Below are 16,964 nucleotides of genomic sequence, written 5' to 3'. Positions count from 1 at the left end.
AGGGCCGCGCGATAGCAATGTGCGGTTAACTGTGTTCCTGACTGCGATTGATGGCATCAACCACCGCAATCGCACTCATATTGACAATCCCACGCACCGTGATCGACGGGCTGACCACGTGGGCCGGTTTGGCCGCACCGACCAGAATCGGGCCAACCGGCAAACCATCGCCCAGCATCTTGACCATGTTGTAGGAAATGTTCGCCGCATCAAGCGTCGGCATCACCAGAAGGTTTGCCGAACCTTTCAGCATCGAATTCGGGAAAATGCGTGACCGGATTTCTTCGGAAATCGCGGCATCGGCATGCATTTCACCCTCAACCTCAAGGTCGGGTGCCAGGGTACGGATCAGCTGCAACGCATCGCGCATCTTGCAGGCCGACTTGTTTTCATGGCTGCCAAAGTTCGAATGCGAAATCAGCGCGGCCTTCGGCGTAATCCCGAAACGCTTGACCACATCAGCCGCCATGATCGCGGTTTCCGCAACATGTTCCGGCGTCGGATCAACCGACACATAGGTATCGGTCAGGAAGAATGTCCCCTGCTTCATGATCATCATATTGACGGTCGAGAAGTCGGTAACCCCCTTCTGCACGCCGACAAGGTTCCGCACATAGCGCAGATGACGCAGGAAACCGCCCTGGCACCCGCACAGCATCGCATCGACTTCGCCACGGCGCAGCATCAGGGCGGCAATCACGGTCGGACGGGTCCGCACGATGGAACGCGCATATTCCGGGTTGATACCACGGCGGCCCATGATGTTGTGGAAATCCTGCCAATCCTGTTCGAAATGCGGATTGTCTTCCGGATCATGGATTTCAACCTGTTCGTCGGGGATCAGGCGCAAACCAAGTTCTGCAATGCGTTCAAGGATCACATCACGACGACCGATCAGAACCGGATGACACACACCATCATCAACCAGAACCTGACAGGCCTGCAGAACACGGCGCGATTCGCCTTCGGGATAGACAACGCGTTTTTTCTGCGAACGCGCCATATCAAACACCGGCTTCATCACCAGACCGGACCGGAAGACAAAGCCTTCAAGCTGCTGACGATACGCATCGAAATCCGTGATCGGACGTTTGGCAACGCCACTATCCATTGCGGCCTTTGCCACGCGCGGCGGGATTTCTAGCATCAGGCGCGGGTCAAACGGTTTGGGAATAAGATATTCCGGCCCAAAACGCAGCTCCTGCCCGCCATAGGCAGCCGCCACAATGTCGGAAACCTCGGCAGTTGCCAGATCGGCAATGGCCTCGACCGCGGCGATTTTCATTTCCTCGTTGATCTCGGTCGCGGCAACGTCAAGCGCACCACGGAACAGGAACGGGAAACAAAGAACGTTGTTAACCTGGTTCGGATAATCCGTCCGTCCGGTCGCCATAACCGCATCCGGGCGGATTTCCTTGACCAGTTCGGGTGAAACTTCCGGGGTCGGGTTAGCCAGCGCCATGATGATCGGGCGTTCGCCCATCTTGCGCAGTTCTTCCTCGCCCATGATGTTCGGCGCCGAAAGACCAAGGAACACATCGGCCCCCTCGATCACATCGCTCAGGGTCCGTGCATTGGTGTCGATGGCATATTCCGCTTTCCACGGATCCATCTCTTCCTTGCGCCCCTTGTAAACCACACCGAACCGGTCGGTTACGGTGATGTTTTCGCGCGGCAGCCCCATGGAAACCAGAAGGTTAAGGCACGCAAGTGCCGCCGCCCCGGCACCAGATGCCACAAGGCGTACCTTGCTGATATCCTTGCCAACAACCCGAAGGCCGTTGCGCACGGCTGCGGCAACGCAAATCGCCGTACCATGCTGGTCATCGTGGAAAATCGGAATGTTGCAACGTTCGCGCAATGCCTTCTCGATAATGAAGCATTCCGGTGCCTTAATGTCTTCCAGGTTAACACCGCCAAATGTCGGCTCAAGGGCTGCAACAATATCGATGAATTTCTGTGGATCGGTTTCGTTCACTTCAAGATCGAAGACATCAATATTGGCGAATTTCTTGAACAGAACCGCCTTGCCTTCCATCACCGGCTTGGATGCCAGCGGGCCAATCGGGCCAAGGCCCAGAACCGCCGTGCCGTTGGAAATCACACCGACCAGATTGCCGCGCGCGGTATATTCGGCTGCGGTTTCAGGGTCTTTGACGATTTCCTCGCAGGCGAACGCGACACCGGGCGAATAGGCCAGCGCAAGGTCACGCTGGTTTGCAAGCGTTGTGGTTGCCGTAACGGACAGCTTCCCCGGGGTGGGATACCGGTGATAGTCCAAAGCTGCTTCGCGCAGCTTGTCATTTCTGTTTGCCATAAGAATACCTTTTAATTTCAGGTATTTGAGCCAAATTAACCGTAAACTGGTTAAATCCTGATTATTTTGTCTTTAAGTGGGGCGCACAGCGTAAAGTACTTTCAAGCCGGTTTGAAGCATTCAGTTCAAAGAACCGCCCAAACACGACAAGGGTCAGCATTGCATAATTTTCAACGCCACACTGCAACTTTCCTCGTTACCGACCAAATAGCGGTCCCGTTTCATATGGGGATCATCCGAAACGAAAAAACCCGCCATCGCTGGCGGGTTCTTTTCATGACCCTTCCCGAAGGAGGGATCCAGATAATGGTGCGGTCGAGAAGACTCGAACTTCCACGGGGGTTAGCCCACAGCGACCTCAACGCTGCGCGTCTACCAATTCCGCCACGACCGCATATGTCTTGTCTGCAAGCCCGTTGAGGTAATTTTGTGGGCTTGCCTTGGTGCGGAAAGGGAGATAGCAAAAAGGTTACCCCTGATCAAGGGCTCATTTCACTTATTTGACAGGAAAAATGCAAACCATCGCCCCTACCGCGCAAATTCCCGACTGGCGCACCGCCTCCGGGTTGGTTTCCTACCCCGAAGCGCTGGCCGAAATGGAAGCGCGCGCCGAAGCCATCCATGACGGCAAAGCCACGGAACTGGTATGGTTTCTGGAACATCCGCCGCTATATACGGCCGGAACCAGCGCGCATGTCGAAGATCTTGTCGATCCGGATCGCTTCCCCGTCTATGACGCGGGACGCGGCGGGCAATATACCTATCACGGCCCCGGACAGCGCACCGTTTACCTGATGCTGGACTTAAAAAAGCGCGGTCGGGACGTTCGGGCCTATGTCCATAACCTTGAAGAATGGGTGATTCGCACCCTGGCATTGCTGGGGGTTACCGGCGAACGCCGGGATGGTCGGGTCGGTATCTGGGTTGTGCGCGATGGGGGACGCGAAGACAAGATCGCCGCCATCGGTGTGCGGGTGCGACGCTGGGTCACGTTCCATGGCATCGCGATCAATGTTAATCCCGATTTATCGCATTTCGGCGGCATTGTCCCATGCGGCATTTCCGATCACGGGGTTACAAGCCTTGCCGATCTGGGCGTCGATATTTCTATGGCGGAACTCGATAGGCTGTTAAAACAGACCTTTGTCGATGTATTCCCCGGATTCGCAGATGAGTGACAGCCAGAACAGGGGTGCCAGAAACAGCAAAGCCAAACCGGGCAGTTCCCGGAAGATGGGCGAAAGCATCGCCGAAGTCGGCATGGCTGATGCGGAACGTGATATTCTGGCAGAACTCGACAAGGCGCTTAGCGAACATATCTCGCTTCTGCTGGGATGGTGCCGCCGCCTGACCCTGCCCGCGGGCAAACAGCCCCCCACAACAGCCCACGACCATAGCGAAGACCACGATTGCGACTTCGGGGCATGGTATGCGCTTAATCGCCATAACAGGCTCATAGACCAGCCTGCGATGCATGCGCTTGCCACAACCCATGAACAGCTTCATGCGTCCGCCAGACGGCTTCTGGACGGCCACGAAATTGATGGCAGCGTCGACGAAGCCGAATTCGAAATGCTGTCACTGCGCGCCGAATCGTTTTTTGCCCAGCTTCGTCGGCTTGAACGGGCCTTCCGGACCGCGCGTTCCGATGTCGACCCGCTGACGGGCACCTATAACCGGCAAACCATGCTGGGCGACCTTGGCAATGAACGCGAACGTTCTGTGCGCACCGATACACCAACCGCGATTGCCCTGGTCGATCTGGATCACTTCAAAGCGGTGAATGACACACATGGCCATCAGGCCGGCGATCTGGTGCTGCAATCGGTTGCCGGTATCCTGCAATCGCATGTCCGCCCGTTCGACAAGGTCTATCGTTATGGCGGTGAAGAATTCCTGATTTGCCTGCCAAATGCCGACATGAAGCAATCCGCACGCGTTCTTGAACGCCTGCGCCGGGTTATCGAAGCATCCCCGGTGACGCTTAATGATGGTACGATTTTGCCGGTCACGGCCTCTATCGGGGCGGCCCCGATGACCAAAACCCGCACGATCGAACAGATCATCGAAAAGGCCGATCAGGCGCTCTATGCCGCCAAGGAAGGCGGCCGGAACAAGGTCCGGGTCTGGCGCAATCCCGATGGCCCCAAGAATACCGGCAAAACCGACGGATCGAAATCCGACGCCTGAGTACCGCAGCCGATATCGAAAATGTGATCGTTTTTAGCGACGCGATCCGGACATGGGATATCGCGTTGAATCCACCGCATTTCTTGCGGGGTAGCGCGCGATTTGCGTCAAAATCTATTTAAAAATCAAAAAATTCTACCAAAGCGCAATCTTGTCTTCACAAGATGGAAACATATCTGCAAACTATAATAATAAAAGGCAGCAGGGTCCGGCGACGGCCCCGAAAACGAGAGAGAAAACGCTGCCTATGGGAGGGAATTCGGTTCGGACAGAACGGAGGCCCCTGATGTCCACTGCGACGGATTTCGTGCCTGGCGATCCCGCCTTGATGCTGACGGTACTCCGCGGTGCCGACGGCAACCTTGACCAAAACATCCTGCTTGAACGCATTTTATCCCTGTTTTGCACGGATGATGACGGCAATCAGATCATTGTCGAAGACTCACCCGCCTTGCGACGACGCATCAATAACGCAATTTCGCATCTGAAAATTGCCGGTCTGGTGGAGACGGCAACGGATAACAGCCTGTCCATCACATCCCTTGGCAGGGCCATGATGATGGCCTATCCGATGGGCATTGATGATGGTGTATTGTGTTCGCTACCGGCCTTTCGCAATCAGATTTACGATACCAATGCCCCGGTTGTGCATGAACGGCACCTTCCCAATCCCGCTTATGGATCGGGTTTCTCGGCGGGACTGGGGTCCCATCGGTTAACCGAGAATCCCTATCCATCCGACAGCCGCGATCATGAAGACTGGCTGATGGGCTGGGACGAAGCGCTTGATCAAAGCAAACGCGAAGCCGAAACGCTTGTAAGATAGGCAATCATTCCGGCCATGAATGCGGCCCGGCATGAAAAGCTGCGACCGGCACCATTTGGGGGAACTAAAGCGTTTTGTGTTTAATCTGCACCATTTTGCCGGAGATAACCTTCTGTCCAACGAGGAAAGAGCCGCAGGACGTAGCGGGGCTACGTTCCAGGGGCTTGACGCTGTGGGGCGGAAGGTTATCCCGGCCCGCAGGGTTTGTTTTTGGCGGCGTTTCGCGGCGTTACACCGTTTGACCGATGCGCCGCATCGCTCTGCACGCTGTGCCTTGCCAAACGGCACGCCAAAAACAAACATAATGGAGCAGATTAAACACAAAACGCTTTAGGGCGGTGCCGGAATTGACCACACCGGAATTGATCCGGTTGGCCCGGATGCCCGTCCGATGGCCACATATTGCCCGCCGACTGTTCCCGGGTACGAATGCGTACAGGCCCAGCCAACAGCAGGGCAACCAGTATGCGTCACCCAATTTCCCAAAGATGTATCGCGACGCCAGATAGCAAAGCCATCAGGCGGCGGCTCTGGCGCAAGAACCGGTTTAATCGTTGTCGGGTCTGGAATTCGGATTGGCGGCGCGGAAAAACGAAATCACGTTGTCGCTACCAGCGTCGGTTTTGGTGTCGGTGTCCGAAGATGCCATATCGACGTCATCGGGATTTTTCCCGCCCCCGGCAACTGCGGATTCGGTTTCATCGCCGGTTTTATCAGATCCGGTATTTTCAGACGGTTCGGAACCACCGCGATAATGGCCATCATGCTGCCTGTCGGCCTTGCGGTCCTCGGCGTCTTTTTTCGTGCGCTCGCCGCGTGTGCGGCCATGCAGGGCACGATTGGCATCGGCCTGTTTTTCCTTGGCTGTGCGCTTCTTCTGCTTGCGCGCCTGACGCAGATTGACAAGATCGCCCATGCGGACGTCCCCTTTCATCGCGGCCTGAAATGACAAACGGGCACCCTGAATGATCAGGGCACCCGCCTGGAAGCTTGGCAAACCGTTGATAAAACCTGCTGCCTCAAACCGCCTTAGCGGACGAAGACATGTACCTCGTTGGCCGAAACCGAGGCACTGGTCGCATCAGAAACACGTACACGCGTGCTGGGCATTCCCATATCTGTCAGGGAACGCAGAACCGACTGCGCATTGCGTTTTGATTTGTTGCTGTTCAGCGCAACCTGCGCCGGGGTACCACGATTCGGCGTTACCGCAACAACATCAAAGCTGGCCTGCGGGCGACGCTCCAGAACGCGGTTGACCGCGTTATAAAGCGCCTGCTCGTATTTCACGCTTGCGCTGTCGAAACGGATAACCACCAGCGGACGTTCGCTGGTCGATGCCATGCTGGCACCGGCAGATGCCGGTGCAGCCTGTGACTGGAAGACACGCTTGGAAAGCGCATCACCGAAAATCTCGCCATTCTTGACGGCCAGTGCCAGCGCATTGAGGTTTGCACGCTCGTTGCTGACATAAGACGTCTGACGGGCAAGGCCTTCGCTGATTTCATTCAGAAGACGATCAATCAGAACCGTGGTGCGATTGGTTTCGTCTTCAAGCAGTGCGAGCTGACGGTGATCTTCGTCAACAGCACCGGAAACCTGATAGGCAGACCGGACTGATTCCAGCAGGAAGGTCGACAGGGTCGAATCAGCGGCCACTTTGTTGGCCAGCGAATTCATCGCCGCAATGTCGTCATTCACACGATCAAGTTCCTGCTGCGCAGTATTCCACTGCTGCACCAGAACCGGGTTGCCCGGCGTGGTACCAACCTGCAAACGTGCGCTGATCGCTGCCACAGTCCCGTGATAGGCCTGCGAATTGCGAACTGTCTGCGCACGAAGCTGCTGCAATTCGTTGTTGTGGTCATTCAGCGCAGCCTTCAGGCGGTTAAGCTCGGACTGCATGTTTTCGACCCTGGAACCGACAAAGGTTCCGGTCTGCGAAATGCCTGTAAGCGGTTGGGAACTGCGCGCAACATCGCTTGATGTCGTAGCATCTGCCCCGCTTGTATCAGCCATTGCTGCTGAATTTTCAGAGCCGGCATTCTCTTCGCCAGCCAAAGTCGGCCAAAGGGCCTCTGAAGAAAAAGAACATCCCCCCAGCAAAAGGGCGGCGCCGATTACGGCGAGGTAGGTTTTACGAACGGCCATTTCGATCTATTACCTAAGTAGGAATAAGCGAATCTCCCTGGGCCTGCTTTTTTATGAATTGAAACAAGCCCCTGCTCCCCCGGGATTGAATGCATCTTAGTCCACGACCACGTGTGGAACAAGACGCATTTGCCCCTTTTTTAGCCATAGTTTGTCATATCGTTGTCAAAAGCAACAAACCGGGGCAGAACAAGGCCCTAGCAGCGGTAAAAAACCTGCATTCGGAAAAAATACGGTTTTTTGAAATTTACCGCTTGCAATGCCCCGCTCGTTTGCATAAGTTCCGCTCCGCCGACGGGGAGCACTCAACGCAAACCGGCGGAAACCAAGGCAAAGCGCCCGTAGCTCAGCTGGATAGAGCATCTGACTACGAATCAGAAGGCCGGAGGTTCGAATCCTTCCGGGCGCGCCATTCAAAGGCCCGACGTTATCGCGTCGGGCCTTTGCCATTTCCGGATCAAAATTTATCGCGCTTTCGCTGTCCGGTCTTTCGGAACGCAGAAATGTGAAGCGGATTACATCCCAGACCCGATTCCCCCCTCGTTTGACGTAACTTGCCCCCGTCATCCTTGCCCCGTCTGCCTCCTCAGACATATCTGAAGGAAACAGCACCAAGGTCCGCAAGGAGACAGGAATGGATATCGGCAAGATTCTCGGCGATGTGCTCGGCTCGAAAAGTTCCGGGCAAATAGGCAACCAAATCAGGCAGGTTACATCCGGTGGATTGGGCGGCGGCTTGGGCGGCGGCTTGGGCGGCGGTCTCGTTGGTGGCGCGCTAAGCGGCGGGCTGATATCTGCGGTTCTTGGTTCAAAAAAGGGCCGCAAGATGGGCGGCAAAGTGCTGGCGTACGGCGGCACGGCACTGGTCGCGGGCCTTGCCTACAAAGCATGGCGCGATTACAGCAACCGGCAGAAACCACAAAACCATGCACGCGACACCGATCTTGCCAGTATTCCAGCCGATAGCGGCTTTGCCCCGGAGCAGGAACGCGGCGAGGATGATGTTGATTTCCGCCTTGCATTGGTGCGCGCCATGATTGCCGCCGCCAAATCCGACGGACATATCGATCAGGCAGAACACAAACGCATTGCCGCCCAGATCGAACAGTTTGAACTGGGCGCATCGGAAAAGGCGTTTGTGTTTGATGCATTTTCCGCCGATGCCGATCCGCTGGCGATTGCCCGTCTCGCACGGACCAGCGAACAGGGTGCCGAAATCTATCTGGCATCCAGCCTGTCGATTGATCCCGATGAACAGGTCGAACAGCAATATCTTGACCGGCTTGCCGGTTGCCTTGGCCTGCCTGGCGAATTGCGGGCCCATCTTGACACACAGGCCGAAGGCGCACGGCGCGAATTCGCCACCAGATAACAAACCAGCCGACATAACACACAAAGGCCCGGACGATCCCGCCCGGGCCTGACTTTGCGCAAATATATGCTGGCCGATTACATACCCGGCATGATGACGGTATCGATAACGTGGATAACGCCGTTATCGGCCTCGATATCGGCCTGGGTTACCGTTGCACCGTCAACCATGACACCACTGGTCGCATTTACATCAATGGTGTCGCCCTGAACGCTGGCAACTTCCATTTCCTTGCCCGCGATGTCCGTCGACATAACCTTGCCCGGCACCACATGATAGGTCAGGATGGCCACCAGCTTTTCCTTGTTTTCCGGTTTCAGAAGGTCGTCGACAGTTCCTGCTGGCAGCTTGGCAAACGCATCATCGGTCGGCGCGAAAACGGTAAAGGGTCCTTCACCCTTAAGGGTTTCGACAAGCCCGGCTGCCTGAACCGCAGCAACAAGCGTCTTAAAGGACCCGGCAGATACAGCTGTATCCACGATGTCGGCGGCCTTTGCCGGAAGGGTTGCCAATGCGAGTGCCGCGGCGGTAACGGTTGCGATCACGGTTTTCTTCAAAGCAGTCATGTTTCGAACTCCTGTCCATATGTCGTCGGATGTTCCCGACATTTGTGCTGTCGAAATCCGTACGCACCCTTCGCACCCAGCGGATCCATTCTGATCCATCATTTAATTGTGATGACCGCCCGACATCCACACAGGGCCATCCTGCGTACAGCATCGATTGTGCGTCTTGAAAACGGGAAAAAGCCGGTGCCCGGAAACGGCAAGGAATGCTATGCTTGATGCCATCTTATGATCGCCTCAAGGAGCCCCACGCATGAATGCCAACACGCGCATCACCATTTCCTGCACTGATCGTGTCGGTCTGGTATCGGATATATCCGGTCGTCTGTTTGATATCGGTGCCAATCTGGGGCCGACCAGCTTTGTGCTCGATCAGGGGCGCGCGAATTTTGTCACCACCTGCGAATTGCCCGACACCTGCCCGATCACCGAATGCGAGGCAGCCCTTTGTGAACTGCCGATGGAACAGGCCGAAATCACCGTCGAGGAAATTCAGTCCGCCCCGCTTCTGACCCGCGCACCGGGGGCCACGCATATGATTGAATGTTCCGGCATTGATCAACCCGGCCTGATCGCCCGACTGTCGGAAATTTTCATCGAATTCAACGCCAATATCGTGCAACTGGCGGCATCGGCAACCGATGAAAAAGACGCGCGCATCTATACAACGCGCTTTGCGGTTGCCATCCCGGCCGACCGTGCGGCTGCCTGTCTGGCAACGCTTGCCAACACCGCCGGGTCAATGCGCATGCTGTTCCGGTTTGAAGAACTGAAATAGCGTCGCGGTTTACAAGCTTCCGTAATCATCGACATCAAAGGTTACGTTGCCTTCAACCAGATCGCCGATCTCGATCCCGTCGATCTGAACGCCATAGCTGTAATGTCGACCACCACTGAAATCGACATAAACACCTGTGTCGTTCTGTTCGGCGTGATGGATGAAATCATCAAAATCATCGATGCCGCTTTTTTCCTGGAATGTCTTGCCCAGCAAAAGCCTGTCACCATTTTCGCCTGCTTCGAAATCGGTAATGCGATCGCGTTCCGCCCCGCCTTCGAACCGGACCCAGACGAAATTGTCCGACGATGCACCGCCGGTCAGAAGATCATTGCCATCCCCGCCAAACAGCGCATCTTCGCCATAGTCCCCGCGCAGGACATCATGCCCGTCTTGCCCGAACATCCGGTCCGCGCCGCGACCACCTTCCAGAAGGTCGCGACCAGCACCCGCCACCAACTGATCATCGCCGTGATCCCCGCGCATGATGTCCTGACCATCGTTGCCATACATTGCGTCGTCACCCATACCCCCTTCGATAAGGTCATTCCCGGCGCCGCCATAAAGAAAGTCGTCCGCATTGTGGCCTTTGACAATGTCATCTCCGTCTCCGCCATCGGCATGGGTGCCGTCCGGCGGAAAGAGATCATCGTCATAATACACTTCACCAGCCAGAACCGTGTCATTGCCCTCGCCGCCATATAGATAATCGCCACCTTCATTACCCAGAATGGTGTCATCACCGGCATCACCATAAAGGTAGTCGCGATCAGGCTGGCCATATTCCGTGCCAGAAAGGGTATCGTTGCCGTCACCACCATAGGCCGTCGCCCCGGTTAGCGTGTCATCACCGCCCTTGCCATAGATGGTGTCATTCCCGAAATAGCCATCAATATTGTTGTCCTGATCGTCACCGATCAAAAGATCGCGATGGCTGGTTCCGAAAATGTCCTCGACATCAATCAGGACATCCCCGTTGGCATCCCCACCTTCGGCAATGCCCGCGCCAAGATCAATATGCACAGCCTCGGCAGACGTCTGATAGCTGATCGTGTCCTGCCCGCTGCCGCCATCAAGGAAATCGGCCCCACTGCCGCCTGTCAGGTGGTCATCACCATCATTTCCCATCAGGGTGTCATTGCCGGTATCGCCAACCATTGTATTGTCACCACCGCGACCGATCATCAGATCATCGCCCCCCGCGCCAAACAGGGTGCCACCGCGCTCCTCCCCACCAATCAGCAGGTCATCATGATTTGATCCGCGTATGTTCAGATCGCGAAGCTCGCTATCGTCGGCAAAGGAAATTCTGTCCCCCTCTGCATCCCCGCCATAACCCTTCATGCTGTCCTGATCGAAGTAAATGGCTTCGGGCGAACTGCCATAGGCAACAGTCGGCGCATAGCGGGAATAGGAAGAAGGAAAGATATCGCGGAAATCAAAGTTGATGGTATCGGCACCGCCGCCACCTTCGACCACACTTATTTCTCCTTCAAAATAATCGTCTCCGTCAGTACCAATCACGCCCAGCTTCTGGGAGATATGGTCGCCATACTCTCCAACAATCAGCTGATCGCCATCCGCATCACCACCACTGACGTCAAGCTCGGCCACCTGTTCGCCAGACGGGGCATCTTCGTTATTGTAGAATTTGAAGGTTAGCGGTTCGCGCGACGTCGCATAGGACAATACGTAATCGTCAGATCGCCCACTGACGAAAAAGCTGTCGGCCCCGGCTCCACCGATCACCGTGTCTGACTGGCTGAAATGGATTTCGTCATCACCATCCAGCCCATAAATAATGTCACGACCACGAGAGGTATGGTTCAACACGTCGTCTTCGTTTGTACCGATGATCCGTGCCATGGAAGGCCTCCTGTCGTTGAATGAAACGACTCAACGGTACGCCCTATGGGTGATTCTAAAAAGGAAAATAAAACCTAAAATATAGTTCGATTTTCAACCGGAAATGCGGGTTTTCTGCCAGTAATGGCACGACACCGCGCCATCGACGCCCTTAAACCACAACCCGGTTGCGCCCGGCCTGCTTGGCGGCATAAAGTTTTTCGTCTGCCTGTTTCAGCACCGCCCACGGATCGTCAACATCCTCGTCACGTTCCGAAAGACCAACCGAAATTGTCACGGAAACCGTCTTGTTTTTGTCGGGCGGGGTAATTTTTGTTGCGGCAATCCGCTTGCGAAGAGCTTCAAGCGGCTCGTGGGCTTTTTCAGCACTCCGTCCGGCAAAGACAACGGTGAATTCCTCGCCACCATAGCGGAAAGCTTTCCCACCGCCGCCAACCCGCGCCAGTTCGCGTGAAACCTTGCGCAGCACGATGTCACCGACATCATGGCCATAGGTATCGTTGAATTTCTTGAAATGATCGACATCAAGCATGGCAATCGCATACTGGCTGCCTAGTTCGGCCAAGGCATGGCCCAAGGCACGCCGCCCGGGCAACCCGGTCAGATCATCGACAAATGCCATCCGCCAGGCTTCCTGTGCCAACCCGGCCAGAACCACACCGGTTGCCGCCAGATAACCGAACTTGATAAAACCGGGGCCCATGACAGTTGCCACCGCAATAGCAATGATCGCGGCGGCAAAGCTGGTTTCAAGCGGCCGATGCAGCACAAGCAGAATACCGACCGACAGGATCGACAGGATAAGGGCCGGTTGCGGCATGTCGGCCATAAAACTTCCGGTATCGATCAGCCGGTAATTAAGCACCTGATAAAGCGCCGCCCCGACATCGGCCTTGCCGGCCAGCATCAGCATGACAAAAAGCTGCAATCCCAGCACCAGCATCCGCGCAATACCGCGTGGATTAAGAACCCCGCGTTCTGCGGTAAATCCCAGAACCAGCAGATTAACCGGGATCAGATAAAGCGTCGCAATGCGCAGGAATGCCAAACCATCGGCTGAAAATCCGCCGCCATTTCCCACCAGCAACCAGTAGCAAACCAGAAACAGGATCATGACGAAAACCGCCCGCCCGCGGTTAAACCACCAGCCGATCGCACCGCCCAGAAGGGCCAGAATAAAGGGGCCATATCGCACAAGCCCTGCCAGTTCACCCGGCACCAGCCCCGGCGAAAGCGCAAGCACAAGGCAAGCCCCCAAAATCAGAAAGGGTGCCAGCCCGGCAGAGACAAGAATGGAATAAGCGCGACGCATGGGCGGTGTGGTTCTGCCTGAAATTCCCCCAAGGATACGGAAACGGGCACAGCCGATCCGCAATATTCCGGGTAATCTAACCACTGCGCCCTTAACGGGCCATTGCTTTATGCCTTGTTTCTGCGTTTTTTCTAATCCAGTCGGACAGACCCGCATCAGGGTTGCCTTCCGGTTGGCATCAGACAATGGTCGTGTGCGCAAAATGGCTTGCATCTGTTAGCATGCGCACCATAAATTGGATCAAATTCGCTCTATCTCACTGCGGCGCACAATGATCGCAGGCGCAGACTTCTGTCACGGCGGCCACGGTACGATCCCGAAAACGGGACAAAAGCATTTAACGCCGGAAGCTTGGCCCAGACACAAACAGGCCGATCCTTCCAGAATGACAGGCTTTGGAGAGACGTTACCATGAGCTTCACCACACCGACCCCGGCACCAGCACGCCTGAACCGGTCCGAACTGGCCGTTCCGGGCAGCCGCATCGAACTGTTTGAAAAGGCCGCCAGATCAAAGGCCGATGCGATCTTCCTTGATCTTGAGGACGCGGTTGCGCCAAGCGACAAGGAACAGGCCCGCAAAAACATCATTGCCGCGATCAATGACATCGACTGGGGCGACAAGGTGCTTTCGGTCCGCATCAATGGTCTTGATACACATTATATGTATCGCGATGTCGTGGATGTGCTCGAACAGGCCGGTGACCGGCTTGACCTGATCATGATCCCCAAGGTCGGCACGGCCGCCGATGTTTATGCACTTGATATGATGGCAACCCAGATCGAGGCCGCCAAAGGCCGCAAAAAACGCATCGGGTTCGAACTGATCATTGAAACCGCCCTTGGCATGCAGAATGTCCACGAAATTGCCGGTGCCTCCAAACGCAATGAAAGCCTGCATTTCGGGGTTGCCGATTACGCCGCCTCGACCAAGGCCATGACAACCGGCATCGGCGGCCCGAACCCGCATTATGGCGTTCTGACTGACAAGGACGGCGACAATCCCCGCGATTATCACTGGGGCGATATGTGGCACTATGCCATCGCCCGCATGGTGGTGGCCGCACGCGCCAATGGCCTGCGCCCGATTGACGGCCCGTTTGGCGATTTTTCCGACCCGGATGGCTATCGCGCCCAAGCCGCACGCGCCATGGTGCTGGGCTGCGAAGGCAAATGGGCCATTCATCCCAGCCAGATCACCCTTGCCAACGATGTCTATTCCCCGTCCGAGGCCGAGGTCACCAAAGCCAAACGCATCCTTGAAGCCATGACCAAGGCACAGGCCGAAGGTGCCGGTGCCGTCGCCCTTGATGGCCGACTGATCGATATCGCATCCATCAAACAGGCCGAAGTCATGGTCCGACAGGCCGAAGCCATTGCCGCACGCGACGCGGGATAAATCATTACACTCTGCCAAACAAGAAGGGGTGCCGCCCGGCACCCCTTTCCCTTTGTTTTTATGGCAACCGCAACAGATTAATCCGCGATGCCCTCAAAGGTGATCTTGCCAATGGCCTTGCCGGATTCCAGCAACGCATGCGCCTTGCGCAGGCTTTCGGGTATCAAGGCCCCGAAACTTTCATTTGCGGTATTTTTCAAGGTTCCGGCATCGATCAGATCGGCCACGGTCGCCAGCAATTTGTGCTGTTCGATCATGTCCGGGGTCTGGAACATCGAACGGGTAAACATGAATTCATAGGAAAAGCTGGCCGATTTCGCCTTCAGCAGATCGACATTATGGTTTTCGCTGGCCTCGGTGATCGTCGCGATCCGACCTTGCGGGGCGATGATTTCGGCCATGACATCGAAATACTGATCGGTTTCCGACGTGCACAGAATGTAATCGACATGGGCAATGCCGATTGCCGTTAGCTCGTCATTCAACGGATTGCGATGGTTGATCACCTGATCGGCACCAAGTTTTTTGACCCAGTCGATGGTTTCCGGGCGCGATGCGGTTGCAATCACGGTCAATCCCGCCAGTTTGCCAAGCTGGATCGCAATCGAGCCAACCCCGCCAGCCCCGCCAATCACCAAAAGCACCTTGCCCGCATTGGCGTCCCTGGCGTTGCGATCAATCATCATCCGGTCAAACAGGGCCTCCCACGCCGTAATCGTGGTCAATGGCAGTGCCGCTGCATCGGCAAAGCCAAGCGACTTTGGCTTTGGCCCAACGATCCGTTCATCGACAAGCTGGAACTGAGCATTGCTGCCAGACCGGGTCACATCCCCGGCATACCAGACCGCATCACCCGGACGAAACAGGGTGACATCCTCGCCAACCGCTTCAACAACACCGGCCGCATCCCAGCCGAGGATTTTGAAATTGCCATCATCCGCCTTGCCGCGGCGCACCTTGAAATCGACCGGGTTGACGGCAACACCCTTGACCCGGACCAGAATATCCCGGCCCTCGGCCTTTGGAGTTTCCATATCGATTTCACGGAACAACCCGTCCGTCTCGACGGGGGCTACTTTATAAAGTCCGATTGCTTTCATCATGTCATCCTTTTGATCAAAGGTTTGAATTGCGAATGCACCAGACCTAGCGCATTATAGCGATAATCGTAAGTAAGCACAATTTGGACCAATAGTGTCATTTTGTATACTATTGACCTTTTCTGCGGATTTAAGGAGCCATTTGATGGCATCGAGATTGGCCTGCCCCCCGGATCGCAGCCCCGGTTGCCCGGTCGAAGGGACACTGGACGTGATTGGTGGCAAATGGAAGGGTGTCGTCCTGTTCCATCTGCTGGACGGGACAAAACGGTTCAATCAATTGCGTCGTCTGATGCCCGGCGTGACACAGCGCATGCTGACCCGCCAACTGCGCGAGATGGAGGCCGACGGCCTGATCCACCGCGAAGTCTATGCCGAAGTCCCGCCGCGCGTGGAATACAGCCTGACGGCCAAGGGCGAGACGCTGCGCCATATTATCGTGGCGCTCAAGGACTGGGGCGAAACCCACGTTCCCTATTATGCCACCAAAACCGAAACCGACGTCGCCTGATTTCCAGTCTGATCAGGCCGATTTCGCCATCTGTAAAGGCCGCGCCATTTTCCAGAATGTCGTGCGATCATAACCATCGTGAACGCCTTCACCGGCGATTTCAAAGCCGCGCGACTTGAAAAAGGCAATATTACCGGTCAGTTCAACCCGAACGTGGAGCCGCATGTTTGCCTTGCCCGCCTTTTCGGCATGGGCGCAGGCCGCCTCGACCAGTGCCTTGCCAATGCCGCCGCCCTGAATGGACGGTTCAACCGACAATTTATAAAGATAGGCGTCTTTGCCAACATCCTCGATCCAGACCTGACCAATGACACGACCTGCTGAATCATGCGCCAGAAACAGCGTATCACGGGCAAACCGCCATTGAAGTTCGGCAATATTGACCGATTTTGCCGAACTTGGCGGATCGACGATATCGTCCTGAAAGGCAAAGGCGGCCAGCAGAATTTCAACAAGCCGGTCGAACGGAACAAGGGCGGGATCGCTGGGCGATGTGATCTCGATACTGGACGTCATGGATTTCCGCGTGCAAAACTGTCACTGTGCAGCGCGAAATATACGATATAATTCGTGCAAG

At 55.8% G+C, this 16,964-nt stretch carries 15 protein-coding genes and 2 tRNA genes; 8 read left to right on the top strand and 9 right to left on the bottom strand.

Annotated features, from left to right (window positions below; genetic code table 11):
* Positions 1–25: 25 nt before the first annotated feature.
* Complete coding sequence (locus tag P8T57_RS12225; RefSeq protein ID WP_007088917.1) at positions 26–2,317, bottom strand: NADP-dependent malic enzyme; 2,292 nt, start codon at positions 2,315–2,317, stop codon at positions 26–28.
* 307 nt (positions 2,318–2,624) lie between these two features.
* Positions 2,625–2,711: transfer RNA gene (locus P8T57_RS12220), tRNA-Leu, on the bottom strand.
* Between the two features lie 118 nt (positions 2,712–2,829).
* On the opposite strand from P8T57_RS12220, the gene lipB reads away from it, so the two are divergent.
* From lipB to P8T57_RS12205, 3 genes are all read left to right on the top strand, one after another.
* Positions 2,830–3,495: a lipoyl(octanoyl) transferase LipB gene (gene lipB / locus P8T57_RS12215; RefSeq protein WP_037988144.1), complete on the top strand. Its 666-nt coding sequence runs from the start codon at positions 2,830–2,832 to the stop codon at positions 3,493–3,495.
* Entirely contained in the window at positions 3,488–4,507 is a 1,020-nt protein-coding gene (locus P8T57_RS12210) for a diguanylate cyclase (RefSeq protein ID WP_114093678.1), read from the top strand. The genes lipB and P8T57_RS12210 overlap by 8 nt, the downstream gene beginning before the upstream one ends.
* Positions 4,508–4,793: 286 nt before the next feature.
* Complete coding sequence (locus P8T57_RS12205) at positions 4,794–5,333, top strand: hypothetical protein (protein ID WP_114093679.1); 540 nt, start codon at positions 4,794–4,796, stop codon at positions 5,331–5,333.
* 547 nt (positions 5,334–5,880) lie between these two features.
* Here P8T57_RS12205 and P8T57_RS12200 read toward each other — a convergent pair.
* Together P8T57_RS12200 and P8T57_RS12195 are read right to left on the bottom strand one after the other, a co-directional pair.
* The gene (locus tag P8T57_RS12200; RefSeq protein WP_341363252.1) at positions 5,881–6,249 is read right to left on the bottom strand and encodes a DUF4169 family protein; all 369 of its coding nucleotides are present in this window, start codon (positions 6,247–6,249) and stop codon (positions 5,881–5,883) included.
* 113 nt (positions 6,250–6,362) lie between these two features.
* Positions 6,363–7,484, bottom strand: a complete 1,122-nt coding sequence (locus P8T57_RS12195) for a hypothetical protein (RefSeq protein ID WP_007088922.1) — start codon at positions 7,482–7,484, stop codon at positions 6,363–6,365.
* A 335-nt stretch (positions 7,485–7,819) separates the two neighbouring features.
* On the opposite strand from P8T57_RS12195, the gene P8T57_RS12190 reads away from it, so the two are divergent.
* Positions 7,820–7,896: transfer RNA gene (locus P8T57_RS12190), tRNA-Arg, on the top strand.
* Between the two features lie 222 nt (positions 7,897–8,118).
* The gene (locus P8T57_RS12185; protein WP_341363251.1) at positions 8,119–8,856 is read left to right on the top strand and encodes a tellurite resistance TerB family protein; all 738 of its coding nucleotides are present in this window, start codon (positions 8,119–8,121) and stop codon (positions 8,854–8,856) included.
* Between the two features lie 77 nt (positions 8,857–8,933).
* On the opposite strand, the gene P8T57_RS12180 is transcribed toward P8T57_RS12185, so the two are convergent.
* Positions 8,934–9,422: a fasciclin domain-containing protein gene (locus P8T57_RS12180; RefSeq protein WP_063093066.1), complete on the bottom strand. Its 489-nt coding sequence runs from the start codon at positions 9,420–9,422 to the stop codon at positions 8,934–8,936.
* A gap of 253 nt (positions 9,423–9,675) precedes the next feature.
* Here P8T57_RS12180 and P8T57_RS12175 point away from each other — a divergent pair, with 253 nt between their 5' ends.
* Entirely contained in the window at positions 9,676–10,200 is a 525-nt protein-coding gene (locus P8T57_RS12175; protein ID WP_341363250.1) for a hypothetical protein, read from the top strand.
* A 9-nt stretch (positions 10,201–10,209) separates the two neighbouring features.
* Here P8T57_RS12175 and P8T57_RS12170 read toward each other — a convergent pair whose 3' ends face one another.
* Both P8T57_RS12170 and P8T57_RS12165 read right to left on the bottom strand, forming a co-directional pair.
* Positions 10,210–12,066: a calcium-binding protein gene (locus P8T57_RS12170; protein ID WP_341363249.1), complete on the bottom strand. Its 1,857-nt coding sequence runs from the start codon at positions 12,064–12,066 to the stop codon at positions 10,210–10,212.
* Between the two features lie 151 nt (positions 12,067–12,217).
* On the bottom strand, positions 12,218–13,378 hold the full coding sequence (locus tag P8T57_RS12165) for a GGDEF domain-containing protein (protein ID WP_341363248.1): 1,161 nt from the start codon (positions 13,376–13,378) through the stop codon (positions 12,218–12,220).
* 411 nt (positions 13,379–13,789) lie between these two features.
* On the opposite strand from P8T57_RS12165, the gene P8T57_RS12160 reads away from it, so the two are divergent.
* Positions 13,790–14,776, top strand: coding sequence for a CoA ester lyase (locus P8T57_RS12160; RefSeq protein WP_341363247.1), 987 nt, complete (start codon positions 13,790–13,792; stop codon positions 14,774–14,776).
* Between the two features lie 77 nt (positions 14,777–14,853).
* On the opposite strand, the gene P8T57_RS12155 is transcribed toward P8T57_RS12160, so the two are convergent.
* On the bottom strand, positions 14,854–15,876 hold the full coding sequence (locus P8T57_RS12155; RefSeq protein ID WP_341365374.1) for a zinc-binding alcohol dehydrogenase family protein: 1,023 nt from the start codon (positions 15,874–15,876) through the stop codon (positions 14,854–14,856).
* 145 nt (positions 15,877–16,021) lie between these two features.
* On the opposite strand from P8T57_RS12155, the gene P8T57_RS12150 reads away from it, so the two are divergent.
* Positions 16,022–16,387, top strand: coding sequence for a helix-turn-helix domain-containing protein (locus tag P8T57_RS12150; RefSeq protein WP_341363246.1), 366 nt, complete (start codon positions 16,022–16,024; stop codon positions 16,385–16,387).
* Between the two features lie 12 nt (positions 16,388–16,399).
* Here the strand turns inward: P8T57_RS12150 and P8T57_RS12145 are convergent, their stop codons facing one another.
* Positions 16,400–16,903: a GNAT family N-acetyltransferase gene (locus tag P8T57_RS12145; RefSeq protein WP_341363245.1), complete on the bottom strand. Its 504-nt coding sequence runs from the start codon at positions 16,901–16,903 to the stop codon at positions 16,400–16,402.
* Between the last annotated feature and the right edge of the window lie 61 nt (positions 16,904–16,964).

The organism is Thalassospira sp. SN3W, from assembly GCF_038070535.1.
Classification (GTDB): Bacteria; Pseudomonadota; Alphaproteobacteria; order Rhodospirillales; family Thalassospiraceae; genus Thalassospira; species Thalassospira xiamenensis.
Note: the sequence above shows the minus strand (reverse complement) of the source record. Positions and strands in the feature narration are given on the sequence as shown.